The following is a 15948-nucleotide window of genomic DNA, read 5'->3' as shown; positions in this document are numbered from 1 at the left end:
CCCCGCTGGCGGCCCGGATCGGGCCTGCCCTACCTCGGCTCGCCCTTGATCAACGGAAGATCAGGGACGTTGAGTGCCCCCGATCTTCCGTTGATCAAGCTCCACCACCGATGCGTGCGGCCCCACGACAATGCAGAAATAGTCGACCGACCTGCAAGATTTCGACTTTGCCGAGACCCTTGCGCCAGGCGCAAGGAAGGGGGCCTTCATGTACTGGGGGTGAACTTACTTCTTCCACACGATGGGCTCGTCCTTGTACCCGTCACCGTCGCTGTAGGTCGCGCCGCCGACCTCGCCGCCGTCGCGCACGGCCTGGAGTTCGCAGGTGTCGTAGGTCGCGCCGACGGTCTTGAAGTCCTTCTTCGCCGTCTCGGACTGGCAGTTCGGGGTTTCGCCGGTGATGATCACGCCGGTGCTCTTGTTGTTCGGGCCGACCGCGCGCAGCCGCACCGTGCTGTAGGTGAGGTCGGTGCCGCCGACGTTCTCCACCGTCATCCGGATGTACACCGGCGTCATGCCCTTGGCCTTGTCGCCGTACGCGGCGAGGTCTTCCTTCGGGCCCAGCTCGATGGACTTGACGGTGATCGCGACGGTGCCGGTCTTGTCGGTGCCGTACTTGAACGGGACGACGGCGCGGTCGCCGACCTTGAGCTCGCTGCCCGGCGCGGTCGCGTCCGCGTTCGAAACCGGAACGGTGCCGCTGGTCGCGGGCGAGGACGCCGGAGCAGACGTCGGGGCCGGAGCGGGGGCGGGTGCCGGGGTACCGGCCTCTTTTTCACCGCCGCACGCGGAAAGCAGCAGCGCGGCGGCGCAGCCGGTGGCGAACAGGGCGATGCGGTCGGACTTCATGGATCTCCTCGGACTTCCCGCCGAATCGGACACGGCGTTCTCGCCACGCACCGTAACCGCCGAGCGGGTCCATCGGTGTGGCCCGTTCGCACCACATCGGATCACAAATCGCTTACGCCGATCAGCCCATCCTGGATCGCCCGCGCGACGAGCGCGGCCTTGGTCGGCGCCTCCCTGCCGATCTGGGCGTATTTGACCCTGATCCGCTCGAGATGCGAGTTGACCGTGTTCGGCGAGATGCCCAGCCGGTGCGCGACGAAGTCCTTCGACTCCGACTGGAACCACTCGATGAGCACTTCGGTCTCCCGCGCCGAGAGGGCGGGACGCCGGTCCGAGCGGTCCCCGGCCAGCGCGCCGGCCATCGACGGCGGTGTGTACGGCCGGTCGGCGGCCGCCGCGCGCACGGCTTCGAGGAGGTGTTCCGCGCCTTCGGCCTTGGTGAGATAGCTGAGCGCGCCGAGTTCGAGGCACTGCAGAACGGTCTCGTCGTCGGCCCGCATCGAGTAGACGACGACGCGGCGGCCGGCCTCGGTGAGCCTGCGCAGGTCGCCCATCGCGGGAGTGGTGCTGTTCAAGTGCAGGTCGAGGATGACGACGTCGGCCTGCGCCCCTTCGCCGATCCAGGCGGCCCGCACGTCCTCGCCTTCGGCCACCACCTTGACCGGCGGAGTCCCCGAGGACAGCCAGTGCACGACCCCGGCCCGCACGGCCGGATGATCGTCGACGACCACCGCGGTCAGTTCGGTCGCGAACGCCATTTCGCCTCCATCCACGATCGTTCTCCCAGCGCGTGCCATTCGACGTCGACGGCGCCCGATCCGTTCACCGCCGCGCCCGGTTCACCGTCGGTGATCGCCGCGACCCGGATCTCGTCGCCGGTCCGCAGCACGCTGACCCTCGCCTGCGACCGGGCGGCGACCAGCGCGGTCATCAGCGGGCCGGTCAGCTCGCGGCGGATCACCGTCGGCACCGGCGCCGGTTCGCCGCTGACCGCCAAGGCCACCGTCAGCCCCCGCCTTTCGGCGAGGTCGACGCACGCCGACACCTCGTGCACCAGCGGATCGGGGACGTCGTCGTTCTCCGCGAACAGCCGTCGCAGCTGCGTGGCCGCGAGCGCGCATCGCCGCTGGACCGCCTCGTCACGCGGATCCAGCGTGCGATCGGCCAGTCCGGCGAGCAGCGGCAGGGTGGCGCCGAGCTGACCGGCGAACCGGCTGCGCTGGTCGGCTTCCCGTTGCTCGGCGAGCGCCTTGCGATGGAACAGCCGGTCGCGTTCGGCCGAGGCCTCCGCGGCTTCGCCCGCCCTCCGGTACACGACCCGCACCAGCGCCAACGTGGCGAGCTGGAAGGTGAGCACACTGAGCCCGACGAGGACCAGCCCACCGATCTCACCGCGATCGGCCGGCGCCGAACCGATCTGCCGGAAAAAGGTGAGTGCCATCTGGAGGAGGAGCCCGACCATCACGAGCGCGGGGCGGTCCAGCAGCAACACCAGCAGATGCCAGCCCGCGAGTCCGGACGCCCAGTCGTCACTGTCGAGCAGCCGATCCGGTGGCAGCGCCCAGATGGCGATCGTCGACGCGGCGAGGACCACCACCGCCCCCGTGAGCGCGACCGGCCAGGGGACCGGCTTCCAGCGCAGGACCCACCACGCCGCCACGACGAGCACCACGGCGAGCGCCGTGAACGCGATCAGATCGGCGGTGTCGTCCAGCCGGGGCAGGCTGAGCCCGACCTGGATCGCCGCCGTCGCGAGCAGGATCGCGATCCGGCAGCCACCGAGCACCCGGCCCGCCGTCTCATCCATCGGGCCACACCAGTTCCACCGTGGTCCCCGCGCCGGGCGCGGAGGTCACCTTCGCACGGCCGCCCACCGCGGCCATGCGCTCCACGAGCGAGCCACGGACGCCTCGCCGCTGCGCCGGGGTCCCGGCGGGATCGAACCCGCGGCCCTCGTCCCGGACGGTCACGCGCACGCCGTCTTCGACCGTCAGCCGGGCTTCGCCGACGCCCGCGTGCCGGTCGACGTTCGCCAGCGCCTCGCGTACGGCCCGCACCAGCGCGAGCGCCGCGGAGGCCGGGATCGCCGGGAGCGGCGACCAGTGTGTCTCGACCTTCACCGGGCTTTCCTCGAGCACTCCGCGCAGCGAGGTTTCGAGATCGACCACCCCGCCGGGGCCGGATTCGCCGGTGAGGATCGCCAGATCCCGGCGGGCGTACCCGGCGACCTCGGCCGGACCCGCGGTCTTCCCGCGCTGGGCCACCGTGAGGAAGGTGGCCGCCGCCGTGTCGTGCAGGACGGCGAGATACTCCCGTTCCTGACGTCGTCGTTCCACGGCAAGGGATTCCTCGCGGGCCAGCCGGGCGCGCCGCTCACGCAGATGGTCGGTCCGGCGGGTCGTGCGCAGCAGCAGGACGAAGGCGCCCCTGGCGAGCGCGGCTTCGAGCACCACCCGCGCCACCACGAACAGGCCGTCCGCGAAACCGAGCGGCACCACCTCGATCGCCAGCAGACAGGCGACGGCGGGCACGGTGACCTTCGGCGGCCATTCCCACTGCAGGGTGATCGCGGTGATGGTGAGGACGTTCAACGCCCACTGGTTCAGCTCGCCCGCTTCGGGCGCCGTCAGGAACTGGGTGCCGCAGATCGCCGCGGCACGGATCAGCGTCAGCGCGAACGCCACCGGCCTGCCCCGGCCCGTCTTCCCGGCCAGCCGCTCGGCCACGGCGGTGCCCAGCGCCAGCGCGAGCAGGCCGAAGCCGAGAGGCAGCGCGCCCTGCGGCGTCGCGAGCACCCCGAAAGCGCTGATCACCAGTAGTCCGACGCCTCGCGCGGGCCCGGCGAACCGGCCGACCACCGTCAGGAACTCCGCTTCGACGGAGGTCTCACGAGCGGGCGGCACGGGCAGTAGTCAAGCAGACGCCTTGAGCGTGCGCAGGTCCAGCACCCGCCAGGTCAGCGCTTCGTTCCCACCGTCGGACCACCATAAGAACGGCCCCCGCGCCACTACGGTGCCGAACTCCGCCGCCAGGTCGGCCATCCGCCCGGTGGCGGTGTCGTACAGGACGAGCGCGCCGCGGTCGTCGTCGACCACGACGGCGTACCGATCGAGCACGACGACGTCGCCGAACGCCGGCCGGATTCCTTTCCCGCCGACCCTCCTGCGTTCGGAACCATCGGGTTTCATCAGGTCGAAGCGCGCGGTCCCGCTCTGGCGGAGCACTTGGACGCGGCACCACGACGGCGTGCAGTCGACCAGTTCGACGCTCTGCCCGTCGACCTTCGTGACCCGGCCGTCGCGGACGTCGACGAGTTCCGACGGCCCGGCCTGCTCGACCGCCGCCGACGTCGCGAACGGCCACGCGGTCAGCGCGTAGTCGCCGGGAAGTGGCGTGGTGGTCACCATGCCGCCGGACAACGCCACCGTCCGTACTTCGGTGGCGTCGCCCCGCACGGCCATCCAGCTGGCCTGCCCGTCGTGCACGACCAGGTCATATCGGGAGTCCAGGAGGACGACCCGGCCGGTGTCGGCGGTGACGCGGACGGGGTCCTCGCCTCGCGGTCCGGAACGCCACAGCGACCCCGTGCCGGTGATGTCGGACAGTTCGAGCCACACCAGCGCGTCCGGGGCGGCGGCGAGGACGAAGCGGGGCGAGCCCGACGGCGATACCTCGCGGAGCACGCGATCTGCGAGCGTCAGCCGGATCGAGCCGCCCGCCTGAGTTATCCCCGCGGAGGTGCCGGAATCGAGGTACGCCAACGGTGTGTAGGGCGCTCCGGCGACGGCTACCGCGGTGATCCGCGCGTCCGGCCAGACGTCGGTGAGCGAGGGAGCGGCGGAGACGCCGGGACCGGGATCGGGTTCCGGCCCCGGCAAGATCACGACCGCGACGGCGGCCGCCACCACCAGTGCCAGGCCGAGCGGGGTGCAGTCGCGCGGGATCACCGCACCACCGCCGGCGAGGAGGCCGCCGGGCGGACGAGCACGGGCGCGCCGGTCCCATCGGCGGGCACCGCGTAGATCGCCTTGTCCCGGCCGTAGGCGACGGTCTTGCCGTCCAGCCATTGCGGCTGGTCGTCGAGATGCGCGGGGTCGGCGAGCGGGACGTCCCGGCCGTCCGCGGGGGAAAGCACGTGCAGCCGCCAGCGGTCGTTTTCGCGGAACTTGTAGGCGATCCGGGTGCCGTCGGGCGACAGCGACGGACATTCGACGTTGCGTCGCACCGCGGTCAGCGTGCGGCCGCGCAGATCACCCCGCACCAGCCAGGTGCCGCCCGCCGAGGAGGCCGTGGCGTAGAACGTCTGGTCGTCCCGCGCGAAGGTCACTCCCCAGTAGTTCAGATCCTTTGCCGGGTAAGGCTTTCCGTCCACGATGAGCGCGAAATCCTCCAGCGAGCCGTAGTGGCTCCCGGTGGCGAGATCGAAGATCCCGGCCGTGGTGGAGAAGGTGCCCACCCCGCCCAGATAGGAGTCACCGGAGCGGAACACCGTCCACCCCACCAGCCGCCCGGACGGTGAGACCCGGACCCGCGACGGCATTCCCCATTCGGAGATCAGCCGCGGTTCGGCTCCCGGTGCGGTGACGACCAGTTCGGCCTGGTCGGGCACCGCCGTCGCGCGCAGGCACGCCAGCACACCCGCGGCGACGTCGACCCGCTGACAGGACGGGCCGACGCGATCGTCCTGTCGCACCCGGCCCGAGTCGTCCACGTACACCAAGCCGCCGTGGGCGAGGTCCAGCCGTTGTTCGGCCACCGCGTCGCCGGTGCGCAGCCCGACGAAGACCGCCCCGGCCACCACCGTCACCACGACCGCCGCGATACCCGCCCAGGTCCGCCGTGTGCTCATTTCACCCTCGTTCCGGTCAGCACCGACACCAGCAGCACGACGGCGAAGACCGCGAACGCGGGCCGCACCGCCGTCCCGGCCGCGAGCACGCCGAACAGCACCGCGCCCGCGGCCCTGGCCACGGACTGTCCTGTTTGGACGACCGCGAGGCCGGTGGCGCGTAACGACTCCGGCACCAGCGGCGACGCGTGCGCCATCAGGACGCCGTCCGTGCACGCGTAGAACACCCCGTGCGCGATCAGGACGACCGCCGCGACGAGCCATCCGCTCGGCGAAGCCGCTAGAACGACGTACGCGGCGAGCAGTACGACGTGACCCGCGAGGAACACCTTCCAGCGTCCGACGCGGTCGGCGAGCCGTCCGATCGGGGAGGCCAGCGCCATGAACGCCAGCGCCGTCGCCAGTGGCAGCAAGGGAAGTGCTCCAGGCGGCAGACCGGCGGACTGCTGGACGCCCACGAAAAGGAACATGTCGCCGACCGTGCAGACGCCGAGCAGCGCGGCGGCGAGGCAGGTCCCGCGCAGGCCGGGTCGCCGCAGCAGGGCGAATCCCGCCCGCAGCCGCACCCGCGAGCGCTCGACGGTCCCGGCGGGCGCGCGGACGAACACCGCCAGCACGATCACCGCGAGCACGGCGAGGCAGAAGCTCACCCCGAACACCACCGGGTAGTCGCCGACGAGCACGGTCAGCAGCCCGAACGCGATGATCGGTCCGAGCAGCGCGCCGGCGGTGTCCATCGCGCGGTGTACCCCGAACGCGCGGCCGAGACCGTCGGCCGGGGTGGCGAGGGTGATCATCGCGTCCCTCGGCGCGGTCCGGATGCCCTTGCCCGCGCGGTCGGCGCCGATCACCAGGCCGATCGCGCCGAGGGAGGACCCGGCGACGGGGAAGGCCAGTTTGGCCGCCGCGGACAGGCCATAGCCCACCAACGCGACGGCCTTCGGACGGCCGAGTCGGTCGGCGAAGTAGCCGCCCGCCAGCCGAAGCAGTGCGGTCGCGCCGGTGTAGAGCCCGTCGATCGCGCCCAGCTGCAGATAGCCGACGCCGAGCCCGTAGACGAGGTAGAGGGGGAGCACGGCGGTGACCATCTCGGCGGACATGTCGGTGATCAGGCTGACCACGCCCAGGCCGACCACGGTGGCGGGCACCGATCCCGCCCGGCTCGCGGGCCGGGCGGGATCGGTGGAACGGAGGGTGGAGAGGTACATGTCAGGCCTTCCGGGCTAGCCGGTGACGCGGATGTCGTCGACCGCGGCTTCCCACAGTGAGGCGGTGCTCGAGTCGGCGGCTTCGACCAGCAGCCGGACATCGCGTCCGGCGAACGAGGACAGGTCCGCCGTCGCGGTCTGCCAGCCGCCCGCGACCTCGGTCGCGGAACCGGGTTTCTCGAACACCGTCGTCGGCGTGGTGCCATCGAGCACGCGAATCCGCAGATAGTCCGCGGATGTCGCGTTGTCACCGTGCGCGAAGGTGTAGGAGAAGGTCAGCTTCCCGCTGGCGGGCACGGTGAACAGTGGTGAAGCCATCGACGAAGCGCCGCCGTCGAGGTCGTTGGCGCCGTACTCGGCTCCGGCCAGCCGCCCGGTGACCAGGCAGTTCGCGCCGCTGGTCGTGTCGCCGCGCTGCTTGATCTGGTTGCTGTAGGTCGACGTGGTCTGCTCGGGATCGCCGCGTTCCCATTTGCCCGAGGTGGCGGTGTCCGATCCGGCCGCGTTGAGGCTCCAGCCCTTGTCGGTCTCGAAGTCGTCGGCGAAGGATTCACCACCGGCCGATCCGACGCTCACCGAGACCTTCGCCGTCTGGGTCGCCGAGCCGGAAGAACCGGTGATCGTCGCGGTCGAGGAGCCGGTCGCGGCGTCCGACGCGGTCAGGGTCAGCGTCGCCGTCGCGGTGCCGTTGGCAGGCGGGGTGACCGACGACGGCGAAAGCGTCCCGGTCACGCCGGAGGGCAGGCCCGACACCGAAAGCGCGGTGGCCGCGCTGAAACCGCCGGTGCTGGCGACGTTCACCGTGACCGGCGCCGTCCCACCCGGCCGCACCGACACCGACGACGGGTTCGTGCCGACGGTGAAGCCCGGGGTGGTCGAGGCGGCCTTCTTGCACTTCCCGGTCGCCGTGTCGGTGAAGGTGCGGCCCGACACCGGCACGAAGTCGCTGCGGTAGTCGCTCGCGGTCAACGTCAGCTTGCCGACGCCGAAGGTGTTGGTGTTACCCGCCTCCTGCACGGCGGCCGAAGACCGGTCGAAGTTGTAGTAGCCCCGGCCGCCGGTGCCGATCAGCAGTTCGCGGACGCCGTTCACGTCGTCGCGCGTGCCGTCCGGCCGCGACGGCGCATACCGCTGGTAGTTGTGGTCGTGACCGACGACGACCAGATCCGCCTTCGCGTCGTAAAGTGTCTCGAAGAATGGCGTCACCGACGAATCGTCGCCGTGGGTGCCGCGGCTGAACCGCGGATGGTGGAAGAACGCGGCCGTGCAGGGTTTGGTGCTCGCCGCGAGGTCGTTCTTCAGCCACGTCACCTGCTCCGACCCGGCGCTGCGCGTGACGTTGGAGTTGAGCGCGACGAAATGCCAGTCACCGACATCGAAGCTGTACCACCCCTTTCCCCGCGTACCGGCTCGCGTCCCGAAGTAGTCGAAGTACCCCGAGGCGCCGGAAGTGTTGTACTCGTGATTGCCCGGTGTCGGATAAGTGATCGACTTGAACTGGCCGTAGTAGGGGTCGTAGTTGTTCTTGTATTCGGACAAGGTGCCGGAGCTGTAGGCGTTGTCCCCGGCCAGGATCAGCGCCTGCGGGGTCATGTTCTCGATCAGTGGCGCGGTCTGGTTGCACGAAGAGCCGCAGACGTCACCGACCGCGGCGACGGTCGTGGTCGCCGCGGCGAGCGGCTGGTCGCCCGCCTGGTAGGCGTCGATGGCGAACCGGCTGGCGGGATCGGCCAGCGCGGCCGAGACCCGCACGCAGTCACCTTCGAACGCGCGAGTGTGAAACGCCTTGCCCGGCCAGTGCTGGGCGGTGAGCGTGAACGAACCCGCGGCGCTGCCGGTCAACGTCACGGAGTCGTTGCCGCGCAACGAAAGTTCCGTGAATCGGACGCGCAGCCACCGCGCTCCGGCGGCACAGACGGACCGCGCGGACGCGGCCTGTGCGGACGCGCCGTCGCCGGAGACCGACGCGGGGCCACCGATGACACCCGCTTCGGTGAGTTGCGGGACCTGATCGGCCACTTCGGGCACGGACGGGGCCGCCGCGGTACCGCCGGCCTGTGACTGGGCGGCGATCAGGAAGGTCCCGGCCGCCAACGCGGAGGTCACGACGGCGAGCGTCCTGCGGCGCCATCGCCGGCGGTGTCTTGTCGCTGAGCGCATGAGGATCCTCTTCGGACTTTGAGGGGAGGACGTGCGATTCGGGAATCGGCGGGATTCGCGGGGATTCTTCCGACGATTCCGACCCTAATCGCGGCCGGAGTACCGTCAACGAAAGCCGCCGGGGAGGCTGGATAACTCTGAACGGGGCGGGCTTCACCCGACGAAAGTCGGGCGTTCCGGGCGGTACGCTGCGCTTTCATGACGAGCATCGCTCCGGCGGAATTCGGTGCTGCCCTGCGCACGGCGATCGAACGCAGCGGACTGAGTCTCAACGAGATCAGCAGGCGGCTGCGCGAACAGGAGACGCCGGTCAGCATCAGCGCGCTGAGCTATTGGCAGAACGGGGAGAACCGGCCGGAACGTGCCAGCTCACTCGCCGCCGTGAGCGAACTGGAGGCCATTCTCGGCCAGCCACCGGAAACCCTCAGCAGGCTGCTCGGTCCCCGCAGGCCCCGTGGCCGCTGGAACGTGCGCGCCGACCGCCTCGTGGCGTACGAACAGGTGTGGAACCGGCCGGAGACGGTGACCCGCGCACTGGCCAAAGTGGACGCGACGCACGAAGGACTCGACACCCCGCACCGGCTTTCGCAGTACGTGTCCTTTCGCATCGACGGCGACGGCCACGAGGAATCGATGCGGGTCCGGCGGCTGATCCGCGCCGACCACGACGACACCTCCCGGTTCCTGTTCGTGATCCGCTATTCCAGCCTCACCAGGCCGCCGGCGGTGCTGTACACCGAAGGGTGCCGCCCGGCTAGGTTTCGCGCGGACGTCCCGTCGTCCACCTGTGTCTTCGAATTCGCGCTCGACCGGACACTGGCGGCGGGCGAACTGGCCGCCGTGGAGTTCGGGATCCGGTTCCCGCCGGGACAGTCCGGTGAGCACGCGCAGATCGCCCTCTACCGGCCCGCGCGGGAGATCGCGCTGCAGATCGCGTTCGACCCCGGATATCTGCCGCGGCGGTGCGGCGCCTATTTCCAGCCGCGCAGCGCGGTGCCACCGGAGGACCGTGGCGAGGCGACGTTCGACGGGAACACGAGCACGTTCCAGTTCATCACGCTCGACCCGCTGCCCGGCCAGTACGGGATCCGGTGGAGCTGGACCTAACGCCTCACCGGAAGCCTCAAGCCAGGTCGTGAGTGGCCCGGCCCTGAACTATTCGTAAGGGCGTTCGGGCGCGGCGACCGGCGTGACGGTTTCCACCTTCAGGAACGGGATGCGTTCGCCGTTGACGGCGTCCACCACGGACCCCGGCCGGAACGTGCCGGTGACCTCGATCCAGGTGTCGGGTTCGGTCGGGACGCGGCCGTCCAGACCGATCTTGACCGGGCGGCCGTCCGCGGCGCAGCAGGTCAGGATCATCCGGACCAGCAGCGATCCGCCGTCCGGGCCGGTGGCGGTGAAACCCGTGAGCGTCACCCGCCTCGACCCGAGGGAACGGCCCTCGTCGTACACCGCGCGCGAGGCGTAGTCGAGGACGGTCACCCGTACCGGGTCGCCGTCGGGCAGTGGCGGGTACTCGTCGGACCGGGTCAGCGCCGTGCCCGCGTTGCCCGCGGCGTAACTGCCGAGGGGTTGCGGCGCGACCAGCAGCAGCGCCAGGACCGGCAGCGGGAGCAGCCATGCCACCTTCGGGTGGCGATGGCGGTTCGTGGCCGCCAGGACCAGCACGACGACGCCGGACGCGAGCAGGAACGGCCACAGCCCTTCCTTGACGTAACGCAGGTATTGGCCGGTCAGGCACACCTTGACCACGGCCACGCCCAGCAGGAGCAGCACGACGGTCGCCGCGGTGCGGTTCACCAGAGCACCGTGCCGGTCACGGCCGCGCAGCCGAGTGCGACGACGAACGTGGCGGGGGCGAACCGGACGGCGAACCGCCTGCCGAAGGTGCCGGCCTGCATGGCGAACAGCTTCAGGTCGACCATCGGCCCGACCACCAGGAACGCCAGGCGGGCGGTGAGGGAGAACTGGGTCAGCGACGCGGCGACGAAGGCGTCCGCCTCGGAGCAGATCGACAACAGGACCGCCAGCAGGGAGAGCGCGAGGACACTGAGGACCGGGTTGTCGGCGACGGCCTGGAGCCAGCGGCCGGGGATCAGCACGGTGAGCGTCGCGGCCGCCATCGCGCCGACGACCAGGAAGCCGCCCGCGTGCACCAGGTCGTGCCCCGCCGCTCCGGCGAACGCCCGCCATCGCGTGTCACCGTGGGAGTGCTCGGGCAGCTTGATCCACTCCGTCCGGCCGAGGCCGAGCCACAGCCAGCCCATGACGACCGAGGCGGCGAGGCTCGCCGCCGCCCTGGCGAAGACCATCGACGGCCGATCCGGGAACGCGATCGCCGTGGCGGCCAGCACGACCGGGTTCAGTGCCGGGGCGGCGAGCAGGAACGCCAGTGCCGCCGCGGGCGTGATCCCCTTGCGGACCAGCGCGCCCGCGACCGGAACCGAACCGCATTCACACCCCGGCAGCACCATTCCGGTCGCCGCGGCCGCCGGAACCGCGAGGGCCGGATGTTTCGGAAGGGCTTTCGCGAAGAACTCGCGCGGGACGAAGACCGCGATCGCGGCGGAAAGGGTCACCCCGAAGACGAGGAACGGAACGGCCTGGAGCACGACGGAAACGAAGACCGTCGTCCAGGTCTGCACGGCAGGCGTGCCGAGGAGGCCGTCGAGCGGACCCCGGACGAGCAGAACGAGAACGAGCAGGCCCGCGAGCACTTCCACCGAACCGGTCCGTCTGTCCACTTCGGCGTCCACCGGCGTGACTCTAGGGTTTTCGCGGTCCACCAGGAATTCCGTCCTCTGGATAACACTGGACGGACACGAATGGGGGTGGGTTACCCGCCTCGCCCGGTCGGGGGTATTTCCGGATTTCGATTGTGTTCACCCGGTCGGACGGCACAAGAATCGCCCCATGCGTGCAAGGCGGTTCGCCTCGATTTCTGCCGGTGCCGCCGCGGCGGTGTGCGTGGCGGCCCTTGTCGTCACCGACGGTGCGGTCGCCGCCCCGTTACCGGGCGGACTGGGACCGTGCGTCGGACCCGCCTGTCCCGGCACGTACCCACCGGTGAACAACAAGGACTACGCCGGGCGGGACAACGGGATCAACGTTTATGTCGGCGGCGAATTCCAGGTACGCGAAGCGGCGGCGGAAGCCGAAGGCCGAGTCGTCGTCCTCGGTGATTTCGACATGGCGAAACGAGCAGGCGCGTCCGCCGCGTACAACGTCGGCATCGCCGGGGTCGGCTCACGGGTCCCACCGCCGGACGGGGCGGACTTCCTGACGACCGGCGGGAACGTGGGCATCGCGGCGGGACAACGGTTGCTCGCCGACGGCGGGGTGGTCCGGCACGCGGGAACGATCACCGGGACGGTGACCGGCAAACTCGAAAAGGACCCTGACGCGGCGAAACCGTATCTGGGCCTGCGTGAGGATCTTCGCGTGGCGAGCAAGTGCTACGCACGCGAGAACACCACCCCGCGGCCCGCGACGGGCACGGCGCGCAACGAGGGTCACCGCACTCTGTTCACCGGGGACGGGAAATCCGCCCTGCAGGTGTTCACCGTGGACTTCGACCTGACCGGCCGCAACGGCGGCATGCAGGGGATCGAGTTCGCGGGCATCCCGGCCGGGGCGACGATCCTGGTCAACATGGTGGGGGCGGAACGGACGATCAACACCTATACCGGCGACCTCGACGACCGGGACCCGCTGAACAAACTGCGCGAGCGGCTCCTGTGGAACTTCCCGGACGCCACCAAGGTCAAGATCGCGGGCGGCGCCCAGTTCCAGGGGAGCGTGCTGATCGGCGAGCCGGGGAGCACCGCGACGGTCACCGCTTCCGGGATGAACGGCCGCTTCTTCACCACGGGCTCGCTGGTGCACACCTCTGAGGCGACCGGTGGGGGCGGGCAGGAGTTCCACGCCTACCCGTTCACCGGCGACCTGCCCGACTGCGTCACCGCGCCGACCACGACGCCGAGCAGCTCGACGTCTTCGTCCTCCAGCTCTACCAGCCCGACGACCACCAGCTCCGCCACGACCACAAGCTCGGCAACGACCAGCAGTTCGAGCAGTGCCACCACCACGTCGTCGAGCCCGACGAGCACCTCCAGCAGCAGCACCACGACGTCGAGCAGCGTGCCCACGAGCAGGACCTCCTCCAGCAGCACTTCGCGGACCACCACCACCGGCAGCAGCACTTCGCCGACCACCAGCAGCACGTCGAGCACGACGCCGGGCCCCGGGGTGACGACCAGCACCACGCCGGGTCAGCCGATCGCGACCACTCCTGGCGGCGGGCCGTCCGACAGCGGCCCACTGGCCTCGACCGGCAGCGAACTCCGTGGCCTGCTCGTCTCCGGCTTGTTCCTGCTGCTTCTCGGTGGCGCGCTGGTGGCGCTCACGATCCGGTCGAGGCGCCGCGAGTCCTAGGAGAGCTTGGCGAGCGCGGTGTCGATGACGTCGCGGCGGTCCGCCAGCAGGGCCTCCGCGGCTGTGCGGCCCGTCGCGGCCAGGTAGGCGTCGACGAGCCGGTTGCCCACGGCGTAACCGGCACCGGTCGGGAGACCGACCGGGGTGCCGCCGTAGCGGGCGGCGGTCTCGTCACCGTGTACCCAGGCCGTGAAGTTCTGCATGCCGGTGATCTCCAGCCCGGAGACGACCTTCGCGAACACCGCGTCGTCGTGCAGGTGCGGCACGCCGATGCGGGCATAGCCGAGTTCGTCGCCGTACAACTGGCGAGCGAAGGCATCGGCCAGCCCTTCGGACACGATCTGCTCGCCGACGGTGACCGTCGCCGGGTCCCAGATCACCCCGCCGGGGCTGTAGCGGAGATTGTGGTTGAGCTCGTGCACCGCCGTTGCCTCCAGCCTTGCCAAATTCTCCGGGTACGGCCAGAAGGTGAGGTAGATGTAGCCGGACACGCTGCCGTTCGCCGACATCCCCAGGTTCGGCCCCATGAAATGCGCGTCGCCGGGATCGCCGAGCACGGTGAGGACGGTGATGTCCGGTACCGCGAGCTCCGGGGTCGCCGCGAGCTGCGCGGTGACGGCGTCGTCGAGTGCCCGCTGGATACGGTTCCAGGCGTCGGCTTCGTGCAGGGCGTCGACGGCTTCGAGGCAGCGCTCTTCGTCGCGGTCGAGTGGGAAGCCGGAACTCATCGCGTGCATCGCGACGAGGTCCACCTCGCCGGGGAAGTAGCGGTACATACCCGCGGCGGGTTCGACCATCGCCTTGAGCAGCGCGGCGCGGTCGGCCCGCGGCGCGCGCAGGATCTCGCGCATTGCCGGGTAAGTGTCCAGAACGGTGATCGTCATGGAAGCGACGGTAAAGGCTCCAGTCGGGGGAGACTCAAGCCTCGTGAGTGGTGACGACGAGAACCAGGGAGAATCCCGGATGCCGGCGGCGGCGCCCGCTCCTAACGTCGTGATCATGATCCGACGGATACTCCTGGCTCTCCTCGCGGGGGCGGCGGTCTGCCTCGTGCCCTGGACCGTCTACCTCGCGCATACGCTGCCCGACCGGTACGACACCGGCCAATGGCGCGCGGCCTGGGTCGGATTCGACGTCGCCCTCCTGCTCTGCTTCGCCGCCGGGGCCTGGCTCGGGTTGCACCGCCGCCGGGCGGCCGTCCCGCTGCTGTCGGCCACCGCCGCGCTGTTGTGCTGCGACGCGTGGTTCGACGTCATGCTCGGCTGGACGTCGGACGAGCGGTGGGCCAGTGTCGCGCTCGCGGTTTTAGTCGAGATCCCGGTCGCCGTCGTCCTGGCCCTCGCCGCCCGGCGGCTGCTGAGCACGGCGATGCCTCAGCGGACGGTGACCTTGCGCGACATCGAGATGCGGGAAGACCCGCGATACCGGCTGGTGACGCGCGAACTTCCCGCCACCGCCGAACAGGTGGCGCGGAACGTCGGCCTCAAGCGAGCGGAAGTCGCTGAATGTCTGAAAACCTTGCAGGACAACGGTTTCGTGCGCCGTGACCGAAAGGGGCAGTGGGTCTCCCTCCCGCAGGACCTGCGCGAGCCGAAGCCGGAGGACTACGACGGCGAGGACCGGGAGCGGGTCACCGCGTTCCTCGACGCGAAGTACGAGAACGAGGTCGCACTGCTGTCCTGGGCCGCGTCGCATCGCGACGAGTTCGGTCCGTGGGCGACGGCTCAGCGGACTTCGACGCGGCTGACCGAAGAAGAATTCCGCGAACTGGACGCCGAATACCGCGAGCTGATCAACCGGTACTGCCAACGCCGTCGCCGCCCGGCGGCGGGTGAGCAAGAGCTTTCCGTGCGCTTCTACGCTTTCCCGCCACCGGAGGCCGTTCCGTCCTAGGGATGCATCGGGCGGGTCGTGAATGGCGATTCGGGCTAGAACCAAAGGTGTTTTAGGTACCTACTGTCGGGCGGGCACGCGTACACCGATGGACGACACGCGTACCCAGCCGGACGACTCGCGGCGGGATCGGTCGGGTCCGCGTGTCGTCCACTCAAGTCACGCGAAACCGACACGACCACCCCTCTCCGGAAGCCTCAAGTGAGGAAAGTGCGTGAAGGCCTCCTTCCCTACCCTCAAGGTAGGGTCCCGGCAAAGTCGCGATCTTGCAGGTCAGGCGACTATTCCTGCACTGTCAGGGGCCGCGCGCACCGGTGGCGGAGCTTGATCAACGGAAGATCAGGGGCGAGCCGAGGTCGGGCAGGCCTGATTCTGGACGCCAGTGGACTTCGGTGTCCACAAGGGACAACGCCAGCCCATCGAGTGTCCGATTGATGCCGCTATATACGTTTCCGTGCGGGGTCGTGAGTGTTAATGAGGGTTAGAACGACCCAAATCACTCACGACCCCTTCGCGAAACCCCGCAACTCGCCCAAATCGGGCACGCTTGTC

At 70.1% G+C, this 15948-nt stretch carries 14 protein-coding genes; 3 read left to right on the top strand and 11 right to left on the bottom strand.

Translation table 11 applies throughout. The features are described from left to right. Window positions 1-225: 225 nt before the first annotated feature. From ACZ7KI_RS05885 to ACZ7KI_RS05850, 8 genes are all read right to left on the bottom strand, one after another. Window positions 226-849, bottom strand: a complete 624-nt coding sequence (locus ACZ7KI_RS05885; protein WP_470272062.1) for a hypothetical protein — start codon at window positions 847-849, stop codon at window positions 226-228. Window positions 850-950: 101 nt separating this feature from the next. After that, window positions 951-1607, bottom strand: coding sequence for a response regulator (locus ACZ7KI_RS05880; protein WP_470272061.1), 657 nt, complete (start codon window positions 1605-1607; stop codon window positions 951-953). After that, complete coding sequence (locus ACZ7KI_RS05875; protein ID WP_470272060.1) at window positions 1586-2656, bottom strand: histidine kinase; 1071 nt, start codon at window positions 2654-2656, stop codon at window positions 1586-1588. The genes ACZ7KI_RS05880 and ACZ7KI_RS05875 overlap by 22 nt, the downstream gene beginning before the upstream one ends. Beyond that, window positions 2649-3752, bottom strand: a complete 1104-nt coding sequence (locus ACZ7KI_RS05870; protein WP_470272059.1) for a sensor histidine kinase — start codon at window positions 3750-3752, stop codon at window positions 2649-2651. The genes ACZ7KI_RS05875 and ACZ7KI_RS05870 overlap by 8 nt, the downstream gene beginning before the upstream one ends. Window positions 3753-3761: 9 nt before the next feature. Further along, on the bottom strand, window positions 3762-4796 hold the full coding sequence (locus tag ACZ7KI_RS05865; protein WP_470272058.1) for a hypothetical protein: 1035 nt from the start codon (window positions 4794-4796) through the stop codon (window positions 3762-3764). Beyond that, the gene (locus ACZ7KI_RS05860) at window positions 4793-5698 is read right to left on the bottom strand and encodes a TolB family protein (protein ID WP_470272057.1); all 906 of its coding nucleotides are present in this window, start codon (window positions 5696-5698) and stop codon (window positions 4793-4795) included. The genes ACZ7KI_RS05865 and ACZ7KI_RS05860 overlap by 4 nt, the downstream gene beginning before the upstream one ends. Next, on the bottom strand, window positions 5695-6906 hold the full coding sequence (locus ACZ7KI_RS05855; RefSeq protein WP_470272056.1) for an MFS transporter: 1212 nt from the start codon (window positions 6904-6906) through the stop codon (window positions 5695-5697). Before ACZ7KI_RS05855 ends, ACZ7KI_RS05860 begins: the two co-directional genes overlap by 4 nt. 15 nt (window positions 6907-6921) lie before the next feature. Continuing rightward, window positions 6922-9012, bottom strand: coding sequence for a metallophosphoesterase (locus ACZ7KI_RS05850; protein ID WP_470272055.1), 2091 nt, complete (start codon window positions 9010-9012; stop codon window positions 6922-6924). Window positions 9013-9264: 252 nt separating this feature from the next. On the opposite strand from ACZ7KI_RS05850, the gene ACZ7KI_RS05845 reads away from it, so the two are divergent. Then, window positions 9265-10173: a helix-turn-helix domain-containing protein gene (locus ACZ7KI_RS05845; protein ID WP_470272054.1), complete on the top strand. Its 909-nt coding sequence runs from the start codon at window positions 9265-9267 to the stop codon at window positions 10171-10173. A gap of 48 nt (window positions 10174-10221) precedes the next feature. On the opposite strand, the gene ACZ7KI_RS05840 is transcribed toward ACZ7KI_RS05845, so the two are convergent. Together ACZ7KI_RS05840 and ACZ7KI_RS05835 are read right to left on the bottom strand one after the other, a co-directional pair. After that, complete coding sequence (locus ACZ7KI_RS05840; RefSeq protein ID WP_470272053.1) at window positions 10222-10869, bottom strand: TIGR03943 family putative permease subunit; 648 nt, start codon at window positions 10867-10869, stop codon at window positions 10222-10224. Then, window positions 10866-11825 (bottom strand): permease, encoded by a 960-nt coding sequence (locus tag ACZ7KI_RS05835; RefSeq protein WP_470272052.1) that lies wholly within the window; start codon window positions 11823-11825, stop codon window positions 10866-10868. Before ACZ7KI_RS05835 ends, ACZ7KI_RS05840 begins: the two co-directional genes overlap by 4 nt. Window positions 11826-11982: 157 nt before the next feature. Between ACZ7KI_RS05835 and ACZ7KI_RS05830 the strand changes: the two genes are divergently transcribed. Beyond that, the gene (locus ACZ7KI_RS05830; protein WP_470272051.1) at window positions 11983-13503 is read left to right on the top strand and encodes a choice-of-anchor A family protein; all 1521 of its coding nucleotides are present in this window, start codon (window positions 11983-11985) and stop codon (window positions 13501-13503) included. Here the strand turns inward: ACZ7KI_RS05830 and ACZ7KI_RS05825 are convergent. Continuing rightward, window positions 13500-14387 carry a DUF2268 domain-containing putative Zn-dependent protease gene (locus ACZ7KI_RS05825; protein WP_470272050.1) on the bottom strand — a complete coding sequence of 296 codons (888 nt, stop codon included), beginning with the start codon at window positions 14385-14387 and terminating at the stop codon, window positions 13500-13502. The genes ACZ7KI_RS05830 and ACZ7KI_RS05825 overlap by 4 nt on opposite strands. A gap of 115 nt (window positions 14388-14502) precedes the next feature. Between ACZ7KI_RS05825 and ACZ7KI_RS05820 the strand changes: the two genes are divergently transcribed. After that, window positions 14503-15396, top strand: coding sequence for a helix-turn-helix domain-containing protein (locus ACZ7KI_RS05820; RefSeq protein WP_470272049.1), 894 nt, complete (start codon window positions 14503-14505; stop codon window positions 15394-15396). Window positions 15397-15948 lie beyond the last annotated feature (552 nt).

Source organism: Amycolatopsis sp. NPDC039088 (assembly GCF_055598845.1).
Note: the sequence above shows the minus strand (reverse complement) of the source record. Positions and strands in the feature narration are given on the sequence as shown.

Coding starts and splice junctions, on each gene's coding strand:
- ACZ7KI_RS05855 (WP_470272056.1), bottom strand. CDS start 6,906: ATGTACCTCTCCACCCTCCGTTCCACCGATCCCGCCCGGCCCGCGAGC.
- ACZ7KI_RS05830 (WP_470272051.1), top strand. CDS start 11,983: ATGCGTGCAAGGCGGTTCGCCTCGATTTCTGCCGGTGCCGCCGCGGCG.
- ACZ7KI_RS05860 (WP_470272057.1), bottom strand. CDS start 5,698: ATGAGCACACGGCGGACCTGGGCGGGTATCGCGGCGGTCGTGGTGACG.
- ACZ7KI_RS05880 (WP_470272061.1), bottom strand. CDS start 1,607: ATGGCGTTCGCGACCGAACTGACCGCGGTGGTCGTCGACGATCATCCG.
- ACZ7KI_RS05885 (WP_470272062.1), bottom strand. CDS start 849: ATGAAGTCCGACCGCATCGCCCTGTTCGCCACCGGCTGCGCCGCCGCG.
- ACZ7KI_RS05875 (WP_470272060.1), bottom strand. CDS start 2,656: ATGGATGAGACGGCGGGCCGGGTGCTCGGTGGCTGCCGGATCGCGATC.
- ACZ7KI_RS05820 (WP_470272049.1), top strand. CDS start 14,503: ATGATCCGACGGATACTCCTGGCTCTCCTCGCGGGGGCGGCGGTCTGC.
- ACZ7KI_RS05825 (WP_470272050.1), bottom strand. CDS start 14,387: ATGACGATCACCGTTCTGGACACTTACCCGGCAATGCGCGAGATCCTG.
- ACZ7KI_RS05845 (WP_470272054.1), top strand. CDS start 9,265: ATGACGAGCATCGCTCCGGCGGAATTCGGTGCTGCCCTGCGCACGGCG.